Source organism: Kitasatospora sp. NPDC001683, assembly GCF_053596495.1.
Genome location: NZ_JBSFGK010000006.1, coordinates 116,665 through 129,395, shown reverse-complemented (window position 1 = coordinate 129,395; position 12,731 = coordinate 116,665). Strand labels below are relative to the sequence as shown.

At 71.4% G+C, this 12,731-nt stretch carries 26 protein-coding genes; 23 read left to right on the top strand and 3 right to left on the bottom strand.

Features of this window, described 5'->3' with window-relative positions:
• Positions 1 to 27 precede the first annotated feature (27 nt).
• From ACWCYO_RS05195 to ACWCYO_RS05095, 21 genes are all read left to right on the top strand, one after another.
• Positions 28 to 231, top strand: a complete 204-nt coding sequence (locus ACWCYO_RS05195) for a hypothetical protein (RefSeq protein WP_449783430.1) — start codon at positions 28 to 30, stop codon at positions 229 to 231.
• A gap of 258 nt (positions 232 to 489) precedes the next feature.
• Positions 490 to 774 carry a hypothetical protein gene (locus tag ACWCYO_RS05190; RefSeq protein ID WP_449783429.1) on the top strand — a complete coding sequence of 95 codons (285 nt, stop codon included), beginning with the start codon at positions 490 to 492 and terminating at the stop codon, positions 772 to 774.
• 10 nt (positions 775 to 784) lie between these two features.
• Positions 785 to 1,126, top strand: coding sequence for a hypothetical protein (locus ACWCYO_RS05185; RefSeq protein WP_449783428.1), 342 nt, complete (start codon positions 785 to 787; stop codon positions 1,124 to 1,126).
• Between the two features lie 11 nt (positions 1,127 to 1,137).
• The gene (locus ACWCYO_RS05180) at positions 1,138 to 1,428 is read left to right on the top strand and encodes a hypothetical protein (RefSeq protein WP_449783427.1); all 291 of its coding nucleotides are present in this window, start codon (positions 1,138 to 1,140) and stop codon (positions 1,426 to 1,428) included.
• Positions 1,425 to 1,604 carry a hypothetical protein gene (locus tag ACWCYO_RS05175; protein WP_449783426.1) on the top strand — a complete coding sequence of 60 codons (180 nt, stop codon included), beginning with the start codon at positions 1,425 to 1,427 and terminating at the stop codon, positions 1,602 to 1,604. The genes ACWCYO_RS05180 and ACWCYO_RS05175 overlap by 4 nt, the downstream gene beginning before the upstream one ends.
• A complete protein-coding gene (locus ACWCYO_RS05170; protein ID WP_449783425.1) occupies positions 1,601 to 2,062 on the top strand; it encodes a DUF4326 domain-containing protein in 462 nt (153 codons plus the stop codon). The genes ACWCYO_RS05175 and ACWCYO_RS05170 overlap by 4 nt, the downstream gene beginning before the upstream one ends.
• Positions 2,059 to 2,253: a hypothetical protein gene (locus ACWCYO_RS05165; protein ID WP_449783424.1), complete on the top strand. Its 195-nt coding sequence runs from the start codon at positions 2,059 to 2,061 to the stop codon at positions 2,251 to 2,253. The genes ACWCYO_RS05170 and ACWCYO_RS05165 overlap by 4 nt, the downstream gene beginning before the upstream one ends.
• Positions 2,250 to 3,134: a hypothetical protein gene (locus tag ACWCYO_RS05160; RefSeq protein ID WP_449783423.1), complete on the top strand. Its 885-nt coding sequence runs from the start codon at positions 2,250 to 2,252 to the stop codon at positions 3,132 to 3,134. The genes ACWCYO_RS05165 and ACWCYO_RS05160 overlap by 4 nt, the downstream gene beginning before the upstream one ends.
• Positions 3,135 to 3,272: 138 nt before the next feature.
• On the top strand, positions 3,273 to 3,698 hold the full coding sequence (locus tag ACWCYO_RS05155; protein ID WP_449783422.1) for a hypothetical protein: 426 nt from the start codon (positions 3,273 to 3,275) through the stop codon (positions 3,696 to 3,698).
• Positions 3,695 to 3,949 (top strand): hypothetical protein, encoded by a 255-nt coding sequence (locus ACWCYO_RS05150; protein ID WP_449783421.1) that lies wholly within the window; start codon positions 3,695 to 3,697, stop codon positions 3,947 to 3,949. Before ACWCYO_RS05155 ends, ACWCYO_RS05150 begins: the two co-directional genes overlap by 4 nt.
• A gap of 9 nt (positions 3,950 to 3,958) precedes the next feature.
• Complete coding sequence (locus ACWCYO_RS05145) at positions 3,959 to 5,446, top strand: DNA cytosine methyltransferase (protein ID WP_449783420.1); 1,488 nt, start codon at positions 3,959 to 3,961, stop codon at positions 5,444 to 5,446.
• A complete protein-coding gene (locus ACWCYO_RS05140; protein WP_449783419.1) occupies positions 5,443 to 5,625 on the top strand; it encodes a hypothetical protein in 183 nt (60 codons plus the stop codon). The genes ACWCYO_RS05145 and ACWCYO_RS05140 overlap by 4 nt, the downstream gene beginning before the upstream one ends.
• Before the next feature lie 50 nt (positions 5,626 to 5,675).
• A complete protein-coding gene (locus tag ACWCYO_RS05135) occupies positions 5,676 to 6,236 on the top strand; it encodes a hypothetical protein (RefSeq protein WP_449783418.1) in 561 nt (186 codons plus the stop codon).
• Positions 6,237 to 6,289: 53 nt separating this feature from the next.
• Positions 6,290 to 6,523: a hypothetical protein gene (locus ACWCYO_RS05130; RefSeq protein ID WP_449783417.1), complete on the top strand. Its 234-nt coding sequence runs from the start codon at positions 6,290 to 6,292 to the stop codon at positions 6,521 to 6,523.
• A 115-nt stretch (positions 6,524 to 6,638) separates the two neighbouring features.
• Positions 6,639 to 7,118 (top strand): hypothetical protein, encoded by a 480-nt coding sequence (locus ACWCYO_RS05125; protein ID WP_449783416.1) that lies wholly within the window; start codon positions 6,639 to 6,641, stop codon positions 7,116 to 7,118.
• Positions 7,115 to 7,300: a hypothetical protein gene (locus tag ACWCYO_RS05120; protein WP_449783415.1), complete on the top strand. Its 186-nt coding sequence runs from the start codon at positions 7,115 to 7,117 to the stop codon at positions 7,298 to 7,300. Before ACWCYO_RS05125 ends, ACWCYO_RS05120 begins: the two co-directional genes overlap by 4 nt.
• Positions 7,297 to 7,449, top strand: a complete 153-nt coding sequence (locus ACWCYO_RS05115) for a hypothetical protein (protein WP_449783414.1) — start codon at positions 7,297 to 7,299, stop codon at positions 7,447 to 7,449. The genes ACWCYO_RS05120 and ACWCYO_RS05115 overlap by 4 nt, the downstream gene beginning before the upstream one ends.
• Positions 7,446 to 8,378 (top strand): hypothetical protein, encoded by a 933-nt coding sequence (locus ACWCYO_RS05110; protein WP_449783413.1) that lies wholly within the window; start codon positions 7,446 to 7,448, stop codon positions 8,376 to 8,378. Before ACWCYO_RS05115 ends, ACWCYO_RS05110 begins: the two co-directional genes overlap by 4 nt.
• On the top strand, positions 8,375 to 8,527 hold the full coding sequence (locus ACWCYO_RS05105; protein ID WP_449783412.1) for a hypothetical protein: 153 nt from the start codon (positions 8,375 to 8,377) through the stop codon (positions 8,525 to 8,527). The genes ACWCYO_RS05110 and ACWCYO_RS05105 overlap by 4 nt, the downstream gene beginning before the upstream one ends.
• On the top strand, positions 8,524 to 8,928 hold the full coding sequence (locus ACWCYO_RS05100; protein ID WP_449783411.1) for a hypothetical protein: 405 nt from the start codon (positions 8,524 to 8,526) through the stop codon (positions 8,926 to 8,928). Before ACWCYO_RS05105 ends, ACWCYO_RS05100 begins: the two co-directional genes overlap by 4 nt.
• Entirely contained in the window at positions 8,925 to 9,341 is a 417-nt protein-coding gene (locus ACWCYO_RS05095) for a DUF6221 family protein (RefSeq protein ID WP_449783410.1), read from the top strand. Before ACWCYO_RS05100 ends, ACWCYO_RS05095 begins: the two co-directional genes overlap by 4 nt.
• Before the next feature lie 445 nt (positions 9,342 to 9,786).
• Here the strand turns inward: ACWCYO_RS05095 and ACWCYO_RS05090 are convergent, their stop codons facing one another.
• Both ACWCYO_RS05090 and ACWCYO_RS05085 read right to left on the bottom strand, forming a co-directional pair.
• Positions 9,787 to 10,068: a sigma factor-like helix-turn-helix DNA-binding protein gene (locus ACWCYO_RS05090; RefSeq protein ID WP_449783409.1), complete on the bottom strand. Its 282-nt coding sequence runs from the start codon at positions 10,066 to 10,068 to the stop codon at positions 9,787 to 9,789.
• Between the two features lie 166 nt (positions 10,069 to 10,234).
• Positions 10,235 to 10,576: a hypothetical protein gene (locus tag ACWCYO_RS05085; RefSeq protein ID WP_449783408.1), complete on the bottom strand. Its 342-nt coding sequence runs from the start codon at positions 10,574 to 10,576 to the stop codon at positions 10,235 to 10,237.
• A 119-nt stretch (positions 10,577 to 10,695) separates the two neighbouring features.
• Here ACWCYO_RS05085 and ACWCYO_RS05080 point away from each other — a divergent pair, with 119 nt between their 5' ends.
• Entirely contained in the window at positions 10,696 to 11,010 is a 315-nt protein-coding gene (locus ACWCYO_RS05080) for a DUF6300 family protein (RefSeq protein ID WP_449783407.1), read from the top strand.
• A 24-nt stretch (positions 11,011 to 11,034) separates the two neighbouring features.
• Here ACWCYO_RS05080 and ku read toward each other — a convergent pair whose 3' ends face one another.
• The gene (gene ku / locus ACWCYO_RS05075) at positions 11,035 to 11,925 is read right to left on the bottom strand and encodes a non-homologous end joining protein Ku (protein WP_449783406.1); all 891 of its coding nucleotides are present in this window, start codon (positions 11,923 to 11,925) and stop codon (positions 11,035 to 11,037) included.
• 104 nt (positions 11,926 to 12,029) lie between these two features.
• Between ku and ACWCYO_RS05070 the strand changes: the two genes are divergently transcribed.
• Positions 12,030 to 12,578 carry a GIY-YIG nuclease family protein gene (locus ACWCYO_RS05070; RefSeq protein WP_449783405.1) on the top strand — a complete coding sequence of 183 codons (549 nt, stop codon included), beginning with the start codon at positions 12,030 to 12,032 and terminating at the stop codon, positions 12,576 to 12,578.
• Positions 12,579 to 12,731 lie beyond the last annotated feature (153 nt).

Genomic DNA, 12,731 nt, shown 5'->3' with positions numbered 1-12,731 from the left:
CAGAAGCTCTGCCCTTGGAGGACTGACGTGACCACCCAGACCATCACCGTCGCCGACCTCGCCGCCGAACTCGGCGTCACCGTCCGCGAGATCGGCGGCCGCGTCAGCGTCCTGTGCCGCGAGCTCGGCCCGCAGCAGGTCGTGCACACCGCCGTGGCCAGCAACGCGAAGTGCGTGCTGCACGGCAGTGCCGCGGACCTGATCCGCCTCGACCTCGCCCCGGCCGTCTGATGTGTGTTGACCGTGCGATTGCCGAGCCGTCGGCGTGCCGGCACTGCGGGATCCCCGAGCGGGAGCACTACCAGCAGTGGAGCAGCGAGGCCGGCTGGCATCAGTGGGAGCCGCCGACCGACGCGCAGATCCTCGGCCGCATGAGGACTCGCCGCGCCGCGCGTGGCTGACCCCGTACTGGCTCGGCGGCCATGTCCACCCCGGCCACCGGGCCCACCAACCACCCGTCCGCGCACCTACCGCAGGAGGGACGCCTACATGACCCCCGCCCAGATCCTCGCCGCCGCGATCGTCTACGTCTGCACCCCCGGCCCGCACGACGGCTGGGACCACGACATCCAGGAGCTGCTGGACAAGCGGGACGAGGCCGCCGCCGCCGAGGAGGCCACCGAGTGGGGGAGCCGCGAGCACCGGGAGGCCGCTGTTGCCCGGATCGGCGCGGAGTGTCTCCTCGCCCGGGCCTTGGACGTGCCGGCCCGGGAGTCCGAGCCCATCGACTACGACCCCTGGTTCATGGACCTGTTCGCCAAGCTCACCGCCTAGGGAGAACCCGATGAACACCCAGCCCTCCACCGACATCACCCGCTCCCGGCACGAAATCTTCCTCCGCCAGACCATCGCGCACGGCGTCGGTGTTGTTCGCGGTCCGCGCGGAACGACCGGTGCCCACGCCGACGCGTCCGTCAACGCCTGGTGGGCGCACCGCCTGCTCAACGCGCTCGCCAACGTCATGCCCGAGGAGACCCTCGCCGCGTTGCTTGACGACATCAGCGAGGAGTTGGAGATGGGCGACGCGCACGAGGCGGCGTACTTCGACGCGGTTGCCCTCGGGATCGACGTGGACGCGTTGACCGTGCACGTCGAGGCCAAGTTCACCACCCAACCCGCCGCCTGAGGAGACCACCAATGCGAACCGTCCGAGAGCAGTTGCTCGCCGTCATCACTGACAAGAACGCGCGTTTCTGCCCCGAGCAGGCCGCTGCCTTCCTCGACGCCTACCGGGCCGAGGTGCTGAAAGAGGCCGCCGCTCAGCAGCAAGCCGCCGCGAACCGCCTCCCCGAACACCTCACCGCCGCCCGCCCACTGATCCGCACCGTCGCCGATCTGATCGACCCGGCCGCCTTGGCCTGGTTCACCCCGGCCCGCATCCGCGACGCCGCCGCGGACCTGCTCGCCACCAAGGAGACCTCCCGATGAACTTGACCGCCGAGCAGTGGGACGAGCGGGAGCGCCGTCTCGACGCTGACATCGCCGATGCGCGCAGGGCTCTCAACCTCGCCCGCGACCACTTCGACCGCTTGTGCGAGGAGCTCCGCGAGATGCGCTACCAGCGCCGCCAGCAGCTTGCCACTGCCGAGGAGACCACCCGATGAGCCCGGCCCGCGTCCAGCGCCGCCGTACCGCCGGCTGGCGCGCCCCCGAAGGTGCCATCTACGTCGGCCCCGGCAGCCGCTGGGCCAACCCCTGGAGCTGGCGCACCCGCCACGCCCTCGCCCGCGTCCCCGCCCTCGATGGCTCCGAGTGGGAGTTGGAGACCCGCATCAGCTCCGCCGGCCGCACTCACCCGTACTTGCACCCCGACGGCCGGGTCACCCCTCACGCCATCCGGTACCTCACCCGGCAGGAGAGCGTCGACTTGTACCGGGCCGCGCTGACCGCTCCGACCAGCAGCGTCCGCCTGTGGCAGCACTGCAGTCCCCACCTCACCGTCGTCGACGCCCGCCGCGAGTTGGCCGGCCGCGACCTCGTCTGCCGGTGCGCGCTCGGCCAGCCCTGCCATGCCGACGTCCTGCTGCAGCTCGCCAACCAGCCCGAGGAGATGGCCCGATGACCGACCTCACCACCGCACTTGCCGCCTGGGAGCAGGCCTCGGCCCACGCCGCCGGCAGCCACGGCACCCTCAGCCACGAGATCACCGTCCGGGACCTCACCGCCGGTCAGGCCGCCACGTACCTGATCACCCCCGGGCAGGCCGCCGACCTCGCACACCGCCTCACCGCCACCGAGGAGACCACCCGATGAGCACCTTGACCGCCGAGGCCTGGAACGAGCGCTACCCGGTCGGCACCCCGGTGACCGCCTACCCCGGCCTTCGGCCCGAGCACCCCGCCTTCGCCGAGTTCAGGTCCAAGCGCCTGGAGACCCGCACCCGTTCCGCCGCCTGGAACCTCGGCCACGGCGAGCCGGTCGTCCTGGTCGACGACTACGCCGGCGGCATCTCCCTCGAACACATCGACCTCCGCACCGAGGAAGCCCCGATGAGCCAGCCCCAGCCCGTGGCCGAGTGCGCCAACTGCAACGGCTACGACAGCTCGACCTGCCTGAATTGCCGGGGCACCGGCGAACAGGCCGCCGGCACCCCGGTCCTCGACCTCGACGCCATCCAGGCCCGGCTCAACGCTGCCACCCCCGGGCCGTGGTATGCCGACGGGTCAGAGATCTACGCCGGTGACCCCGACATGCACACCCTGCACGCCCCTTGGGTCGGCGAGACCTGCAACGTCGACCTCCCCGACCATGGCGAGGGCAACGCCACCTTCGTCGCCGCCGCCCGAACCGACGTCGAGCAGTTCCTCGCCCGGGTCCGGCAGCTGGAGGCCGAGCTCCGCCGCGAGCGCGCCGCCCACAGCAGCACCATCGACGAGCGCGACCGGGCCACCGACTGCGCCGACCGCCTGGCCGCCATCGTCGCCCCCATCGACGTCCGCGGCGAGCACTCGATCGGCAACTGCCCCTGGGAGGCGGCCCTGCACTACGCCGCCGAACAGGCCATGACGCCTCGCGAGCGCGCCAACGCCCACTGCCGGGCCCTCCTCGCGGCCGGCGACGCCGAGGGTGCCGTCGCCTACGCCGAGGCGTACGAGGCCAGCGAGGCGTACGAGGTCACCCACCCGCGCCTGTAGCCCCGCCACCTGACGGCCCCGTGCGCGGCCAGGACCGGACCACCACCGGCCGCGCACGGCCCCAGGCACCCCGAGTGCCACCCGACAGCCCACAGGCCCCCAGACGGGCCGCCACGTCACACGACCACGGAGACCCGCATGGCCAGCCACCCCGACGCCGCCGAACTCATCGCCGCTGAGGTCGCATTCCGCGCCGCCGTCGACCGCGTTCAGCGCACCCCACTGCCCGTCCGCGACACCGCCGACGAGCTGATCACCCCGAGCCTCGACGACATGGCCGCCAACCCCGGCGCGTCCCAGACGCTCTACCGCGTCACCTACCAGCGCGTCGGCCGCCGAGGAGGCCGCGACGGCTCGCAGCCGCCCGCGCCGCTCACCACCTGGGCCGTCAGCCCGGACCACCTCGCCCGGCTCATCGCCAGCGACGTCAGCCCGTACCTGCTCTCCGACGACATCGACATCACCGTCGACCTCGACGCGGGCCGCGGCCGGATCCTCGCCGGTTTTAACAACGGCGGCAGCTTCACCACCGAGGCGCTGACCACCGCTGGCGGTGCCCGGTGACCGGCACCCCGCCGCCCCTCACCACCTCGTACGAGCAGATCCTCCGCGCCATGCTCGCCGAGCCCTGGACCGGATTCAGCCGCGACGACGTGGCCGCCCTCCTCGGCGAGATCGGCCGGCTCCGCATCGCCGCCCAGGCCGCCGCCACCCTCCTCCGCTCCACCGCCGACAAGACCACCACCGGGCGCCCCCTCGATCTCGACACCCTCCGGCACGCCGCCACCGCCCTCGACGACATCACGACCAACTGAGGACCCGCCATGACTCTCACCGTCACCGATTTCTTCTGTGGGGCCGGCGGCTCCAGCCAGGGCATGCACAACATCCCCGGCCTCCAGGTCGCCACCGCCGCCAACCACTGGGACCTCGCCGTCCGCACCCACCAGGAGAACTTCCCCGACGTCCGCCACGACTGCGCCGACATCAGCCAGATCGACTTCCGCCGCTACCCCCGCACCGACCTCCTCTGGGCCAGCCCCGAGTGCACCAACCACTCCGTCGCCAAGGGCGTCAAGCGCGGCGCCGACCGCCAGCCCGACCTGTTCGGCGAAGTCCTCCCCGAGGAAGCCGCCGTCCGCTCCCGCGCCACCATGTGGGACGTCCCGCGCTACCTCGAAGCGATGTCGCTGCGCGGCCGGCCCGTCCTCGGCGGCGCCGTCGAGAACGTCGTCGACGCCCGCAACTGGGCCCTCTTCGACGCCTGGTGCATGGCCATCCGCGCCCTCGGCTACGACATGCGGATCGTCTACCTCAACTCCATGCACGCCCGGCCCCGCTTCGGTACGCCACTCGCACCCCAGTCCCGCGACCGCATGTACGTCCTGTACTGGCTCAAGGGCAACCGGGCCCCGCAGATCGAGAAGTGGACCCGGCCCGACGCGCACTGCCCCAACCATGGCCGCGTGCAGGCCGTCCAGTCGTGGAAGAACCCCGACCGCGAATGGGGCCGCTACCGCGCCCAGTACGTCTACCGCTGCCCCATCCCCGGCTGCTGGACCGTCGTCGAACCGTGGGCCCTCCCCGCGGCCGCCGCGATCGACTGGACCCAGCCCGGCCAGCGCATCGGCGACCGCACCAAGCCCCTCGCCGCCAAGACCCTCGCCCGCATCCGGGCCGGCCTCGCCAAGTACGCCCGCCCGCTCGCCGTCCCCGTCGAGGGCCGCGACGGGAAGTCCGCGGCCCCGGCCGACGACCCGCTCCGCACGATGACCACCCGCAACGAGACCGGCGTCGCCTGGTTCGAGCCGTTCCTCGCCGAGCTCCGCGGCGGCGGCTCCGACCATCGGCCCGCCTCCGACCCGCTCGCCACCGTGTGCGCCTCCGGCAACCACCACGGCCTGGTCGCGCCGCCCATGCTCGTCCCCGCCGGCGGCACCTGGAACGAGGAGGCCCGCCCCATCGACGAGCCCTTCCGTGCCCGCACCACCCGGGAGACGGAGGCCCTGCTCGTGCCGTACTACGGCAACGGCACCGCCCGCCCGACCGGGCAGCCCACGCCGACCGTGACGAGCGTCGACCGGCACGCCCTCGTCACGACGGAACCCGCTGTCGAGGAGTGCTTGTTCCGGATGCTCAGCCCGACCGAGATCGGCGCCGCCATGGCCTTCGGCACCGACTACACCGTGCTCGGCAACAAGCGCGAGCAGGTCCGCCAGTACGGCAACGCCGTCACGCCGCCCGCCGCCGAGGTGCTGATGTCCGCCCTGGTCGAGGCCATCACCGGCGAAGACCTCCAGGCGGCCGCGTGAGCTTCTACATGATCCCGATCGTCCACTGCGACGCGCCTGGCTGTGAGAAGCCCGAGATCCACCACCACGCGGCGAGGACCGTCGCCGAGGTCCGTGCCTGGCGCAAGGCCGACGGCTGGCACCAGCGCCCCGGCGGCCGGGACATCTGCCCCGACTGCTGGGCAGCCGGCCACCGCTGACCCGCCGACGCCGCCCGTGACCGCGGGCGGCCAACCCGACCGAGGACCCGATGACCGACATCACCACCGAGCAGGCCGAGACCTACATCACTGCCGTCGAGGACCGCCTTACCTCCGCCGGCCTCCGCCCCGGCGACTGGGAGATTCACGAGCACGACGAGTACGACGACACCGGCGACACCATCCCCTCCGCCGTCCTCACCTGGCCCGCCGAACACCCGCTCATCAACACCGACCACCACCCCCACGGCCTGCTCGTCGCCTGGGCGCCCGCCAGGGGCTGGGTCCACGCCTCCCTCCGCCCGAACGGCAGCAACGAGGAGCTCCGGAACTTCGCCACCGACCAGGCCAGCCCGGACGAGGTCACCGTCGGCATCCTCACCGCCGCCCTCGGCCTCCCCGCCGACGCCGACCAGCAGGCCATCACCGCGGCCGTCATCACCGCCTCCCACGGCGTCAAGCACGGCAACCCCACCTACCAGACCTGCACCTGCCCCAAGCACCCCTGCGGCGGCGTCGGCTGGGACGCGATCAACCCGACCTGCCCCGACCACGGCCACAAGTCCCCCTGCCTCCTGTGGCACTGGGCCGCCGCCTGCCCCGCCAACTGACCCCGCCCCGGCCTGCCGCCGCCCGGCGGCAGGCCCCAACCGAGGAGCACGCCGTGACCGACCACGCCATCCGCCCCGGCCAGGTCTACACCGACTGCGACCCCCGCGGCGGAGCCACCATCCGCATCACCGACTACACCCCCGGCAGCAACCGAGCCGACGTCGTCGACGCCACCACCGGCAAGCGCCCCCGCCAGATCCTCGTCCGCTCCCTCCATGACAGCGCCACTACCCGAGACGGCAAGCCCCGCCGTACCGGCTACCGACTCGTCCGCGACGCCAAGTGACCGTCTCCCCTTGGCTGGTCCTGGCCGGCGCCCTCTACGGCGCCGGCCTCGGGGCAGCACTCCTCGCGCTCCACCCCCGCCGCCGAAACCAACCAGAACGGAACGGAGACCCCCATTGACCGCCGCCGACTCCGCCCTCGACGCCATCACCGCAATCGACACCCACACCATCCGAGCCGAGCTCGCCAACCTCCGCGCCATCCGCGAGTGGGCCCTCCGCCAGCTCAACCTCGACTACCAGCCCGGCGACCGCGTCGTCATCACCAGCAACGAGCCATCGGAAAGCGGCGGCGGATGGGCGCACTACAGCGAGGCCCTCGCTCCCGGACAGACCGGCATCGCTGGAGAGATCACCTACAACCAGTACCGCGGCAGGTGGTCGGTGCTGGTCGGCATGGACCACGCCTGGGCCACCAGCGAGCAATACGACGGCACCGTCACCCGCTACTGGAGCGGTCCGGCGGCCGAAACGCCTGATGGATATGAACCGCCGAGCAGGTACGACCAGGAGCACCACCCCGACGGCCGGGTGAAGCACTTCGCGATGGACGTCACCTGGGTCCGGAAGGCAACCAACTGCGGGGAAGACCAGTGACCGCCTGGACCGTCCTCGCCACCTGCGGACCCGCCGCCCTCATCGGCCTCTGGTGGCTCCACCGAATCAGCCACCACCCCACCAGCGCCCACGTCCGCATCTACGTGCCGCCGCCCATCACCGACCACTACGTCGACCAGCAGATCGCCGGGCTGGAAGCCCAGTTGGAGCGTCAGCCGTGACCTCCGAGCACACCCCGCGCCCGGGCCGCACCTGGGACACCACCGTCGCCCGCGTCGAGACCGTCGCCCCCGACGACGCACCCGACCCCCGCCCGAACCGCGCCACCCGCCGAGCCCTCAAGCGCCAGCAGCGAAAGGCCAGCCGATGACCCCCACCGCCGACCAACTCGACCACCTCATCGGCCACACCGCCAACCGCGCCCTCACCCCCGACGAGCACGCCCTCCTCCGCGACGGCATCCGGGCACTCCGAGCCATCCTCGCCGGATCTCTCGAAGCAACGCTCAGCGCCACCCTCGGCCGACCGTCGCTCGGCACCTACCACCAGCAGGTCGTAAAGCAGCTCGCCACCGCCGAAGACGAACTCGGCCAGTGGCGCCGGCAGGGCCGCCGCACCGAGCGGTACCGCGCCGCCTGGCAGAACGCGCGCCGCCGGGCCCGGCAGCAGCACGCCATCGTCGAGCGGTACCGGGCCGAGCACCTCGCCACACTGACCACCTGCGCCGGGCAGGCCGAGGCCCGCATCGCCGCCGTCCGGGAACTCCACCAGCCCGACGGCCGGCAGCTCGGCACCCGCAACGACGGCGCCTACGGCCTCGTCGACCCGGCCTGCGCGGCCTGCGGAGCCGAGGGCATGGCCACCCCGTGGCCCTGCCCCACCATCCGTGCCCTCGACGGTGTCACCACCGATACGGCAGGGAACGTCACCCCGCTGCAGTTCCGCCAGGTTGGGGCGCCCCCGACCCAACTGCCCGCGGCGTCGATCCCCCAACTCGCCGACCTGTACGCCACCATCACAGCCCAGGCGCGGGTTGAGGCCGCCACGCGGGAGGCTGGGATCAGCGCGGCCCTCACGGATGCTGGCTTCACCGTCGTGCGAACCCAGCCCGTCGAGCAGATCGCCGCTGAGCCCGCCACTCTCGGCCAGCTCCACAAGCGGCTAACCAGCACCCTGCCCTCGCAGCTCGGCAGACACCCCGGGCAGATCGGCAACCTCACGGGGATCCCTGCCATCGCGGACAGCACCCTGCCGACCGGGGAGATCCACCTCCGGCCCCACCCGAAGCCCGCGCCGTGACCTGCCCCGACGACGAGTGGGACGGCTGGAACGAGGCGGCCCTGTTCGACGACCTCGACCCCGACGAATGGGACTCCCTCCCGCCGCCCCGCCCCATCCGCGACGTGATCCGCGACCTCGCCGACTACCAGCCCCGGAGAGCCGCATGACCGACGAGCAAGCCGAGAACCTGCTCTGCCACCTCTACCAGGTCTTCTACGGAGACCTGGACATGTGCGGCTGCTACATGCCCCAGGCCGCGGTCACGCTCGTCTACGAACTCCTGCGGATCACCCCGTACTACGAGGACCGGCGGTGGAAGCAGGCCGAGGCACTCGCAGGCGGTGCTGGCTCCTTCCAGCTCCTCATCAGCATGCTGACCAACGCCGACCTGATGGTGCACAGCAGCAGCCTCGGCGGCTCATCGGCGACAGACCGGGGCCGCTGGGTGGTCTGGGCGGTCGAGCAACTCGGCGGTCCGAGCGGTCTCGGCGACCGTTTGGACGAGGTCGGCTACCCGCATGACGCGGACGAACAGTGCACGGACGCCTGTTGGAGGGTAAGCGAATGAGCGGGGACCTGGTGGACTGGCTGCGGGCCGAGTTGGACCGCGTCGAGCAGACCGCCCAGGCGGCCGCGGCGCCGGACGGTCCGACGTGGACCCATAACCCGGGCGACCACTGGCTGATCTCTGGGGAGAGCGGCCACCCACTGGTGTACGACGAGGGCACGCCGACAGGCGAGCAGGCCCGGCACATCGCCCTGTGGGACCCGGCGAAGGTTCTGCGCCGAGTAGCCACCGACCGGCAGATCATCGACGAGCACCAATCCATCCCAGGCGCAGGGCTCGACGGCACGCGCTGCGTCGCGATGGACGCCTGCACCAGCTGCGGCACCTACGACGAGTACGGAGTGCCGTGGCCGTGCCGAACGATCCGGTCGCTCGCGGAGGGCTACGGCTGGACGGAGGCCAGCGGTGAGTAGATCTTCCTGCTGGCGATGCCTCTGGTATAACCACCCAGGCCTGACCTGCAACGAAGCCATAGCCGTAACCCGGGCATGCCTCGATTCGGACGACCCCGCCGAATTCCTCGCTGCCCGGTTCCGGGCGGCTGGCTTCGCCACAATAATCACCGAACCCGCCCAGGTGATCGCCGCCGAACCGGAGACCCTCCGGCGCCTTCGCGAGCACCTATTCGGACCGGTCGACCTGCTCGGCCTGGACTCCAACCAGATCACCACCTACCTCGGCATACCACTGCAACCCGCTTGCCTCGCCCGCCCAGGCGACGTTCACCTCCGCCCCAGAGACGCGTCGTGACCATCCGCTAGCCGCCCACCCAGCACAGCGCACCAGGAGACCGTGATGCTTCCCGCCCCGATCGTCGACCGCCGCCGACCGGAACGCCAGCAAAGAGGGCTGCCGAGTTCAGCCGCCGTCGTGCCGAGCGCCGAGACTCCCCACAGCCGCTTGCCATTCCTCAGCATTGGAGACACCGAGCGCCCGTCGCGCTTGTAGCAGTCGCTGTTGGATTCGGCCCGGCGTGACGCCGTACACCTCGGCTACTTCCTGGAGTGGCCACCCGTCCTCATAGACGAGCTCCGCTGTGGCGCGGACCGTGAACGGCAGCGCGTCTAAGCGCTGTGCAACCTCCGTGCGGCTGAGCGCGGTGGACTCGGCACAGGTGTGCTGCTCGGGGTTGTCCTCCATGGCCGGAGAACTACCCCACCGTCGGCCCGGCCACTCACTACTTCGCCGCCGGCAAGCCGGACACTTGCGCGACTGATGCTGTCAGCCGCCGCATGCCGCTGAACCGCGCGCCAGACTTCGGCGCGTCCGGATCGCCGGGCTCTCCATGGGGCGCGAAATGCCTGAGCTACTGGTCGGGCGTTCTTTCGTGCTCGACGGGCTGGTCGTCGCCGCGGAGGTTGGCGAGGGCGTCGGCGATGAGCCAGGCGAGGGGTTCGGCGTCGTTGATGGGGATGTGGCCGACGATCTCCCCGTTGATGATCCACTTGAGGAAGACGCCGGCGCGGGTCTTCGCGGACTGTGAGAGGCCGGCGTAGACCCAGCCGACCTCGCCGCGGGCTTCGGTTTCCAGGTTGAGTGGGACGAGTTTGGAGCGGTGGGCGCCGCCGCGGGCGCTGAGGCTGGCTTGCTGGTCGGGGACGTCGCAGTGGGCGGGGTCGCACCAGGTGGGGTGGAGGGTCGTGCTCATGCATCCCAGGCTAGTCGAATGCATGTTCGAGCTGCGCGGTCGGGATCAGTCCTGCCGGAACCCTTGACTCCGGAAGATCGCGGGCAGATCCTGGCCACCCCCACCAGGGAGGAGCCCACGTGAACCACGTCCAGGTGATCAGAACCGGCGACCTGCCGCCCTGCCCCCGCTGCGACCGGCCCGTCCTCCTTGTCGCCCGCATCCCCCTCGGCGGCGACGTCGACCTCCACCTGTGCCGACACTGCGACACCGGCCCTACTGCTGGCGGCAGGCTCGTCGCAATCCTGGGTCTCCCGGACGGCGAGCGTCCGCTCGACTTGTTTCGCGAGTTCACGGCTGCGTGGATGTACGAGGGCCTGGCCGCGCAGGGATGGCATCAGGTGCCACCGGCGGAGGGTCAGGGGCCCGATGTGGACAGTCCCCGTCAGCCGTAGGCGGCCTACTACGACGCGAGCTGGTCACCCCTTTCCGGCTTTCCCCCCGCCGGAGCGCCGTCGGCCGGTTCCGTCGGTGGAATGTTTCGCAGACGCGGGCTTCGTCGCCCGCTTGGTCAGACGGCCCGCACGGGTCTTCGGGTGTTCCTGCTCGGCTCGGGCGATGGCCTGCTGCAGGAGCGCGGTCAGGTCAACCACCGGGGCCGTCTCCAGGACCCGCGCGTCGGGTGCCTGCGGGGCCGGCAAGCCCGCGGTCTTGGCTTCCACTACCTTGATCAGCGCCGTCGTGTATTCGTCCTCCTCGGCCGCCGGGTCGAAATCCGCAGAATAGGCGTCCATGAGCTGTCTGGCCAGAGCGATCTCCTGCGGGCGCAACTCGGGAGTCTCCGGGGCCAGGCCCTCGGTCGGCCTCACTTCGTCCGGCCAGAGCAGGGTCGTCATGACCAGGACGTCGCCGCGGACCCGAATAGCGACGAGCGAGTCCCTCGTCCGGATTGCTGTGCGGGCGATCGCGACCTGTCCGGATTCCTCCAGCGCGGCCCGAAGTAGGGCATAGGGCCGACTGGCGCCGGGCCCGGCCGCGGTGAGGTAGTACGACTGGTGGTAGTGGATAGGGTCGACCCGCTCGGCCGGCATGAACCCGAGCACGCGGATCTCGCGACTGTCGGCCATCGGCAGGGCTTCGAGGTCCTGCTTGGAGAGGACGAGGGTCTGGCCGGTCGGCAGGTCGTAGCCGCGAGCTATCTCGGCTTCGGGGATCTCGATCCCTTCAGCCTCGCAGACCTTGCGGCGGCGGACCCTGGCAGCGTCCTTGGCGTGGACTTCATGGAGCGGGACTCGGTGCTCGCTGGTGGCGGCCACGATTCCGACCGGGATGGTGACCAGGCTGAATGTCAGCACCTTCTTGGCGATCACGGCGGGCACGGTGCCTCCAGACGCTTGCCCCCACCGGCTCCCCTACCTAGTCCAGCGGCCCGTGGCGCTGATCGCATCCTGGTGCTGCATGCCACGCTGTGCCCATGGATCCCGTCAACGTCGGCAGCAACGGCCCTGGGCCGTGCCGGGACTGCGGCCAGCACTGGCCCGGCCTGTGGCCCCGCGGCCGCTGCCGGCCCTGTTGGGAAGCCCAGCTCGAACTGCGCCGCCAACGTGCGGCCTCCGGCCCGACCGCTCTGTACCGCTGCTACGACGAAGACGGCTGGTTGCTGTACATCGGCACCAGCCTGGATCCAAAACGCCGGTTCCGGGAGCACGCGAAGTGGTTCGGCTGGTGGCCTGCGGTCGCCCAGATCGAGGTCGAGTGGCTGCCCTGCGGTCTACCTGAGTCGAAGCGCACCGAGTACGCGGCGATCCACCGGGAGCAGCCGGCCTGCAACGTCTCGCCGGGCGTTGTGGTGGAGGAGTGCCGGCCGCCGATGGAGGGCGGCACGTGGCCCGACCGCGGGGCGCAGCTGCGGGAGTGGCGGCGGTGGTTCGCGGTGTGGCGGGACTGCCAGCTGCAGCCGGTGGAACAGGCTGCCAGGGATTCCGCTGCGCAGCATCTGGACTCCGTCATTCCGGTGGCGTAGGTTCCTCGCCAGTAGGGGGGTCAACCCGGGCATCCAACCCCGCCCGGCCCCCGTCGGCGGTCGCGCCTGGCCGCCGACACCGCTGCGCCCTGCCGCTTCCCAAGTGCGGCAGGGCGCAGCGTCATTTCGGCTCAGCGGCGCACTGCCAGAACG

Bases quoted from the DNA above. Each gene is read 5' to 3' on its own strand.
- ACWCYO_RS05135 (WP_449783418.1), top strand. From the start codon at position 5,676: ATGACCGACATCACCACCGAGCAGGCCGAGACCTACATCACTGCCGTC.
- ACWCYO_RS05160 (WP_449783423.1), top strand. From the start codon at position 2,250: ATGAGCACCTTGACCGCCGAGGCCTGGAACGAGCGCTACCCGGTCGGC.
- ACWCYO_RS05095 (WP_449783410.1), top strand. From the start codon at position 8,925: ATGAGCGGGGACCTGGTGGACTGGCTGCGGGCCGAGTTGGACCGCGTC.
- ACWCYO_RS05100 (WP_449783411.1), top strand. From the start codon at position 8,524: ATGACCGACGAGCAAGCCGAGAACCTGCTCTGCCACCTCTACCAGGTC.
- ACWCYO_RS05085 (WP_449783408.1), bottom strand. From the start codon at position 10,576: ATGAGCACGACCCTCCACCCCACCTGGTGCGACCCCGCCCACTGCGAC.
- ACWCYO_RS05155 (WP_449783422.1), top strand. From the start codon at position 3,273: ATGGCCAGCCACCCCGACGCCGCCGAACTCATCGCCGCTGAGGTCGCA.
- ACWCYO_RS05090 (WP_449783409.1), bottom strand. From the start codon at position 10,068: ATGGAGGACAACCCCGAGCAGCACACCTGTGCCGAGTCCACCGCGCTC.
- ACWCYO_RS05190 (WP_449783429.1), top strand. From the start codon at position 490: ATGACCCCCGCCCAGATCCTCGCCGCCGCGATCGTCTACGTCTGCACC.
- ACWCYO_RS05180 (WP_449783427.1), top strand. From the start codon at position 1,138: ATGCGAACCGTCCGAGAGCAGTTGCTCGCCGTCATCACTGACAAGAAC.
- ACWCYO_RS05185 (WP_449783428.1), top strand. From the start codon at position 785: ATGAACACCCAGCCCTCCACCGACATCACCCGCTCCCGGCACGAAATC.
- ACWCYO_RS05110 (WP_449783413.1), top strand. From the start codon at position 7,446: ATGACCCCCACCGCCGACCAACTCGACCACCTCATCGGCCACACCGCC.
- ACWCYO_RS05175 (WP_449783426.1), top strand. From the start codon at position 1,425: ATGAACTTGACCGCCGAGCAGTGGGACGAGCGGGAGCGCCGTCTCGAC.
- ACWCYO_RS05170 (WP_449783425.1), top strand. From the start codon at position 1,601: ATGAGCCCGGCCCGCGTCCAGCGCCGCCGTACCGCCGGCTGGCGCGCC.
- ACWCYO_RS05145 (WP_449783420.1), top strand. From the start codon at position 3,959: ATGACTCTCACCGTCACCGATTTCTTCTGTGGGGCCGGCGGCTCCAGC.
- ACWCYO_RS05070 (WP_449783405.1), top strand. From the start codon at position 12,030: ATGGATCCCGTCAACGTCGGCAGCAACGGCCCTGGGCCGTGCCGGGAC.
- ACWCYO_RS05165 (WP_449783424.1), top strand. From the start codon at position 2,059: ATGACCGACCTCACCACCGCACTTGCCGCCTGGGAGCAGGCCTCGGCC.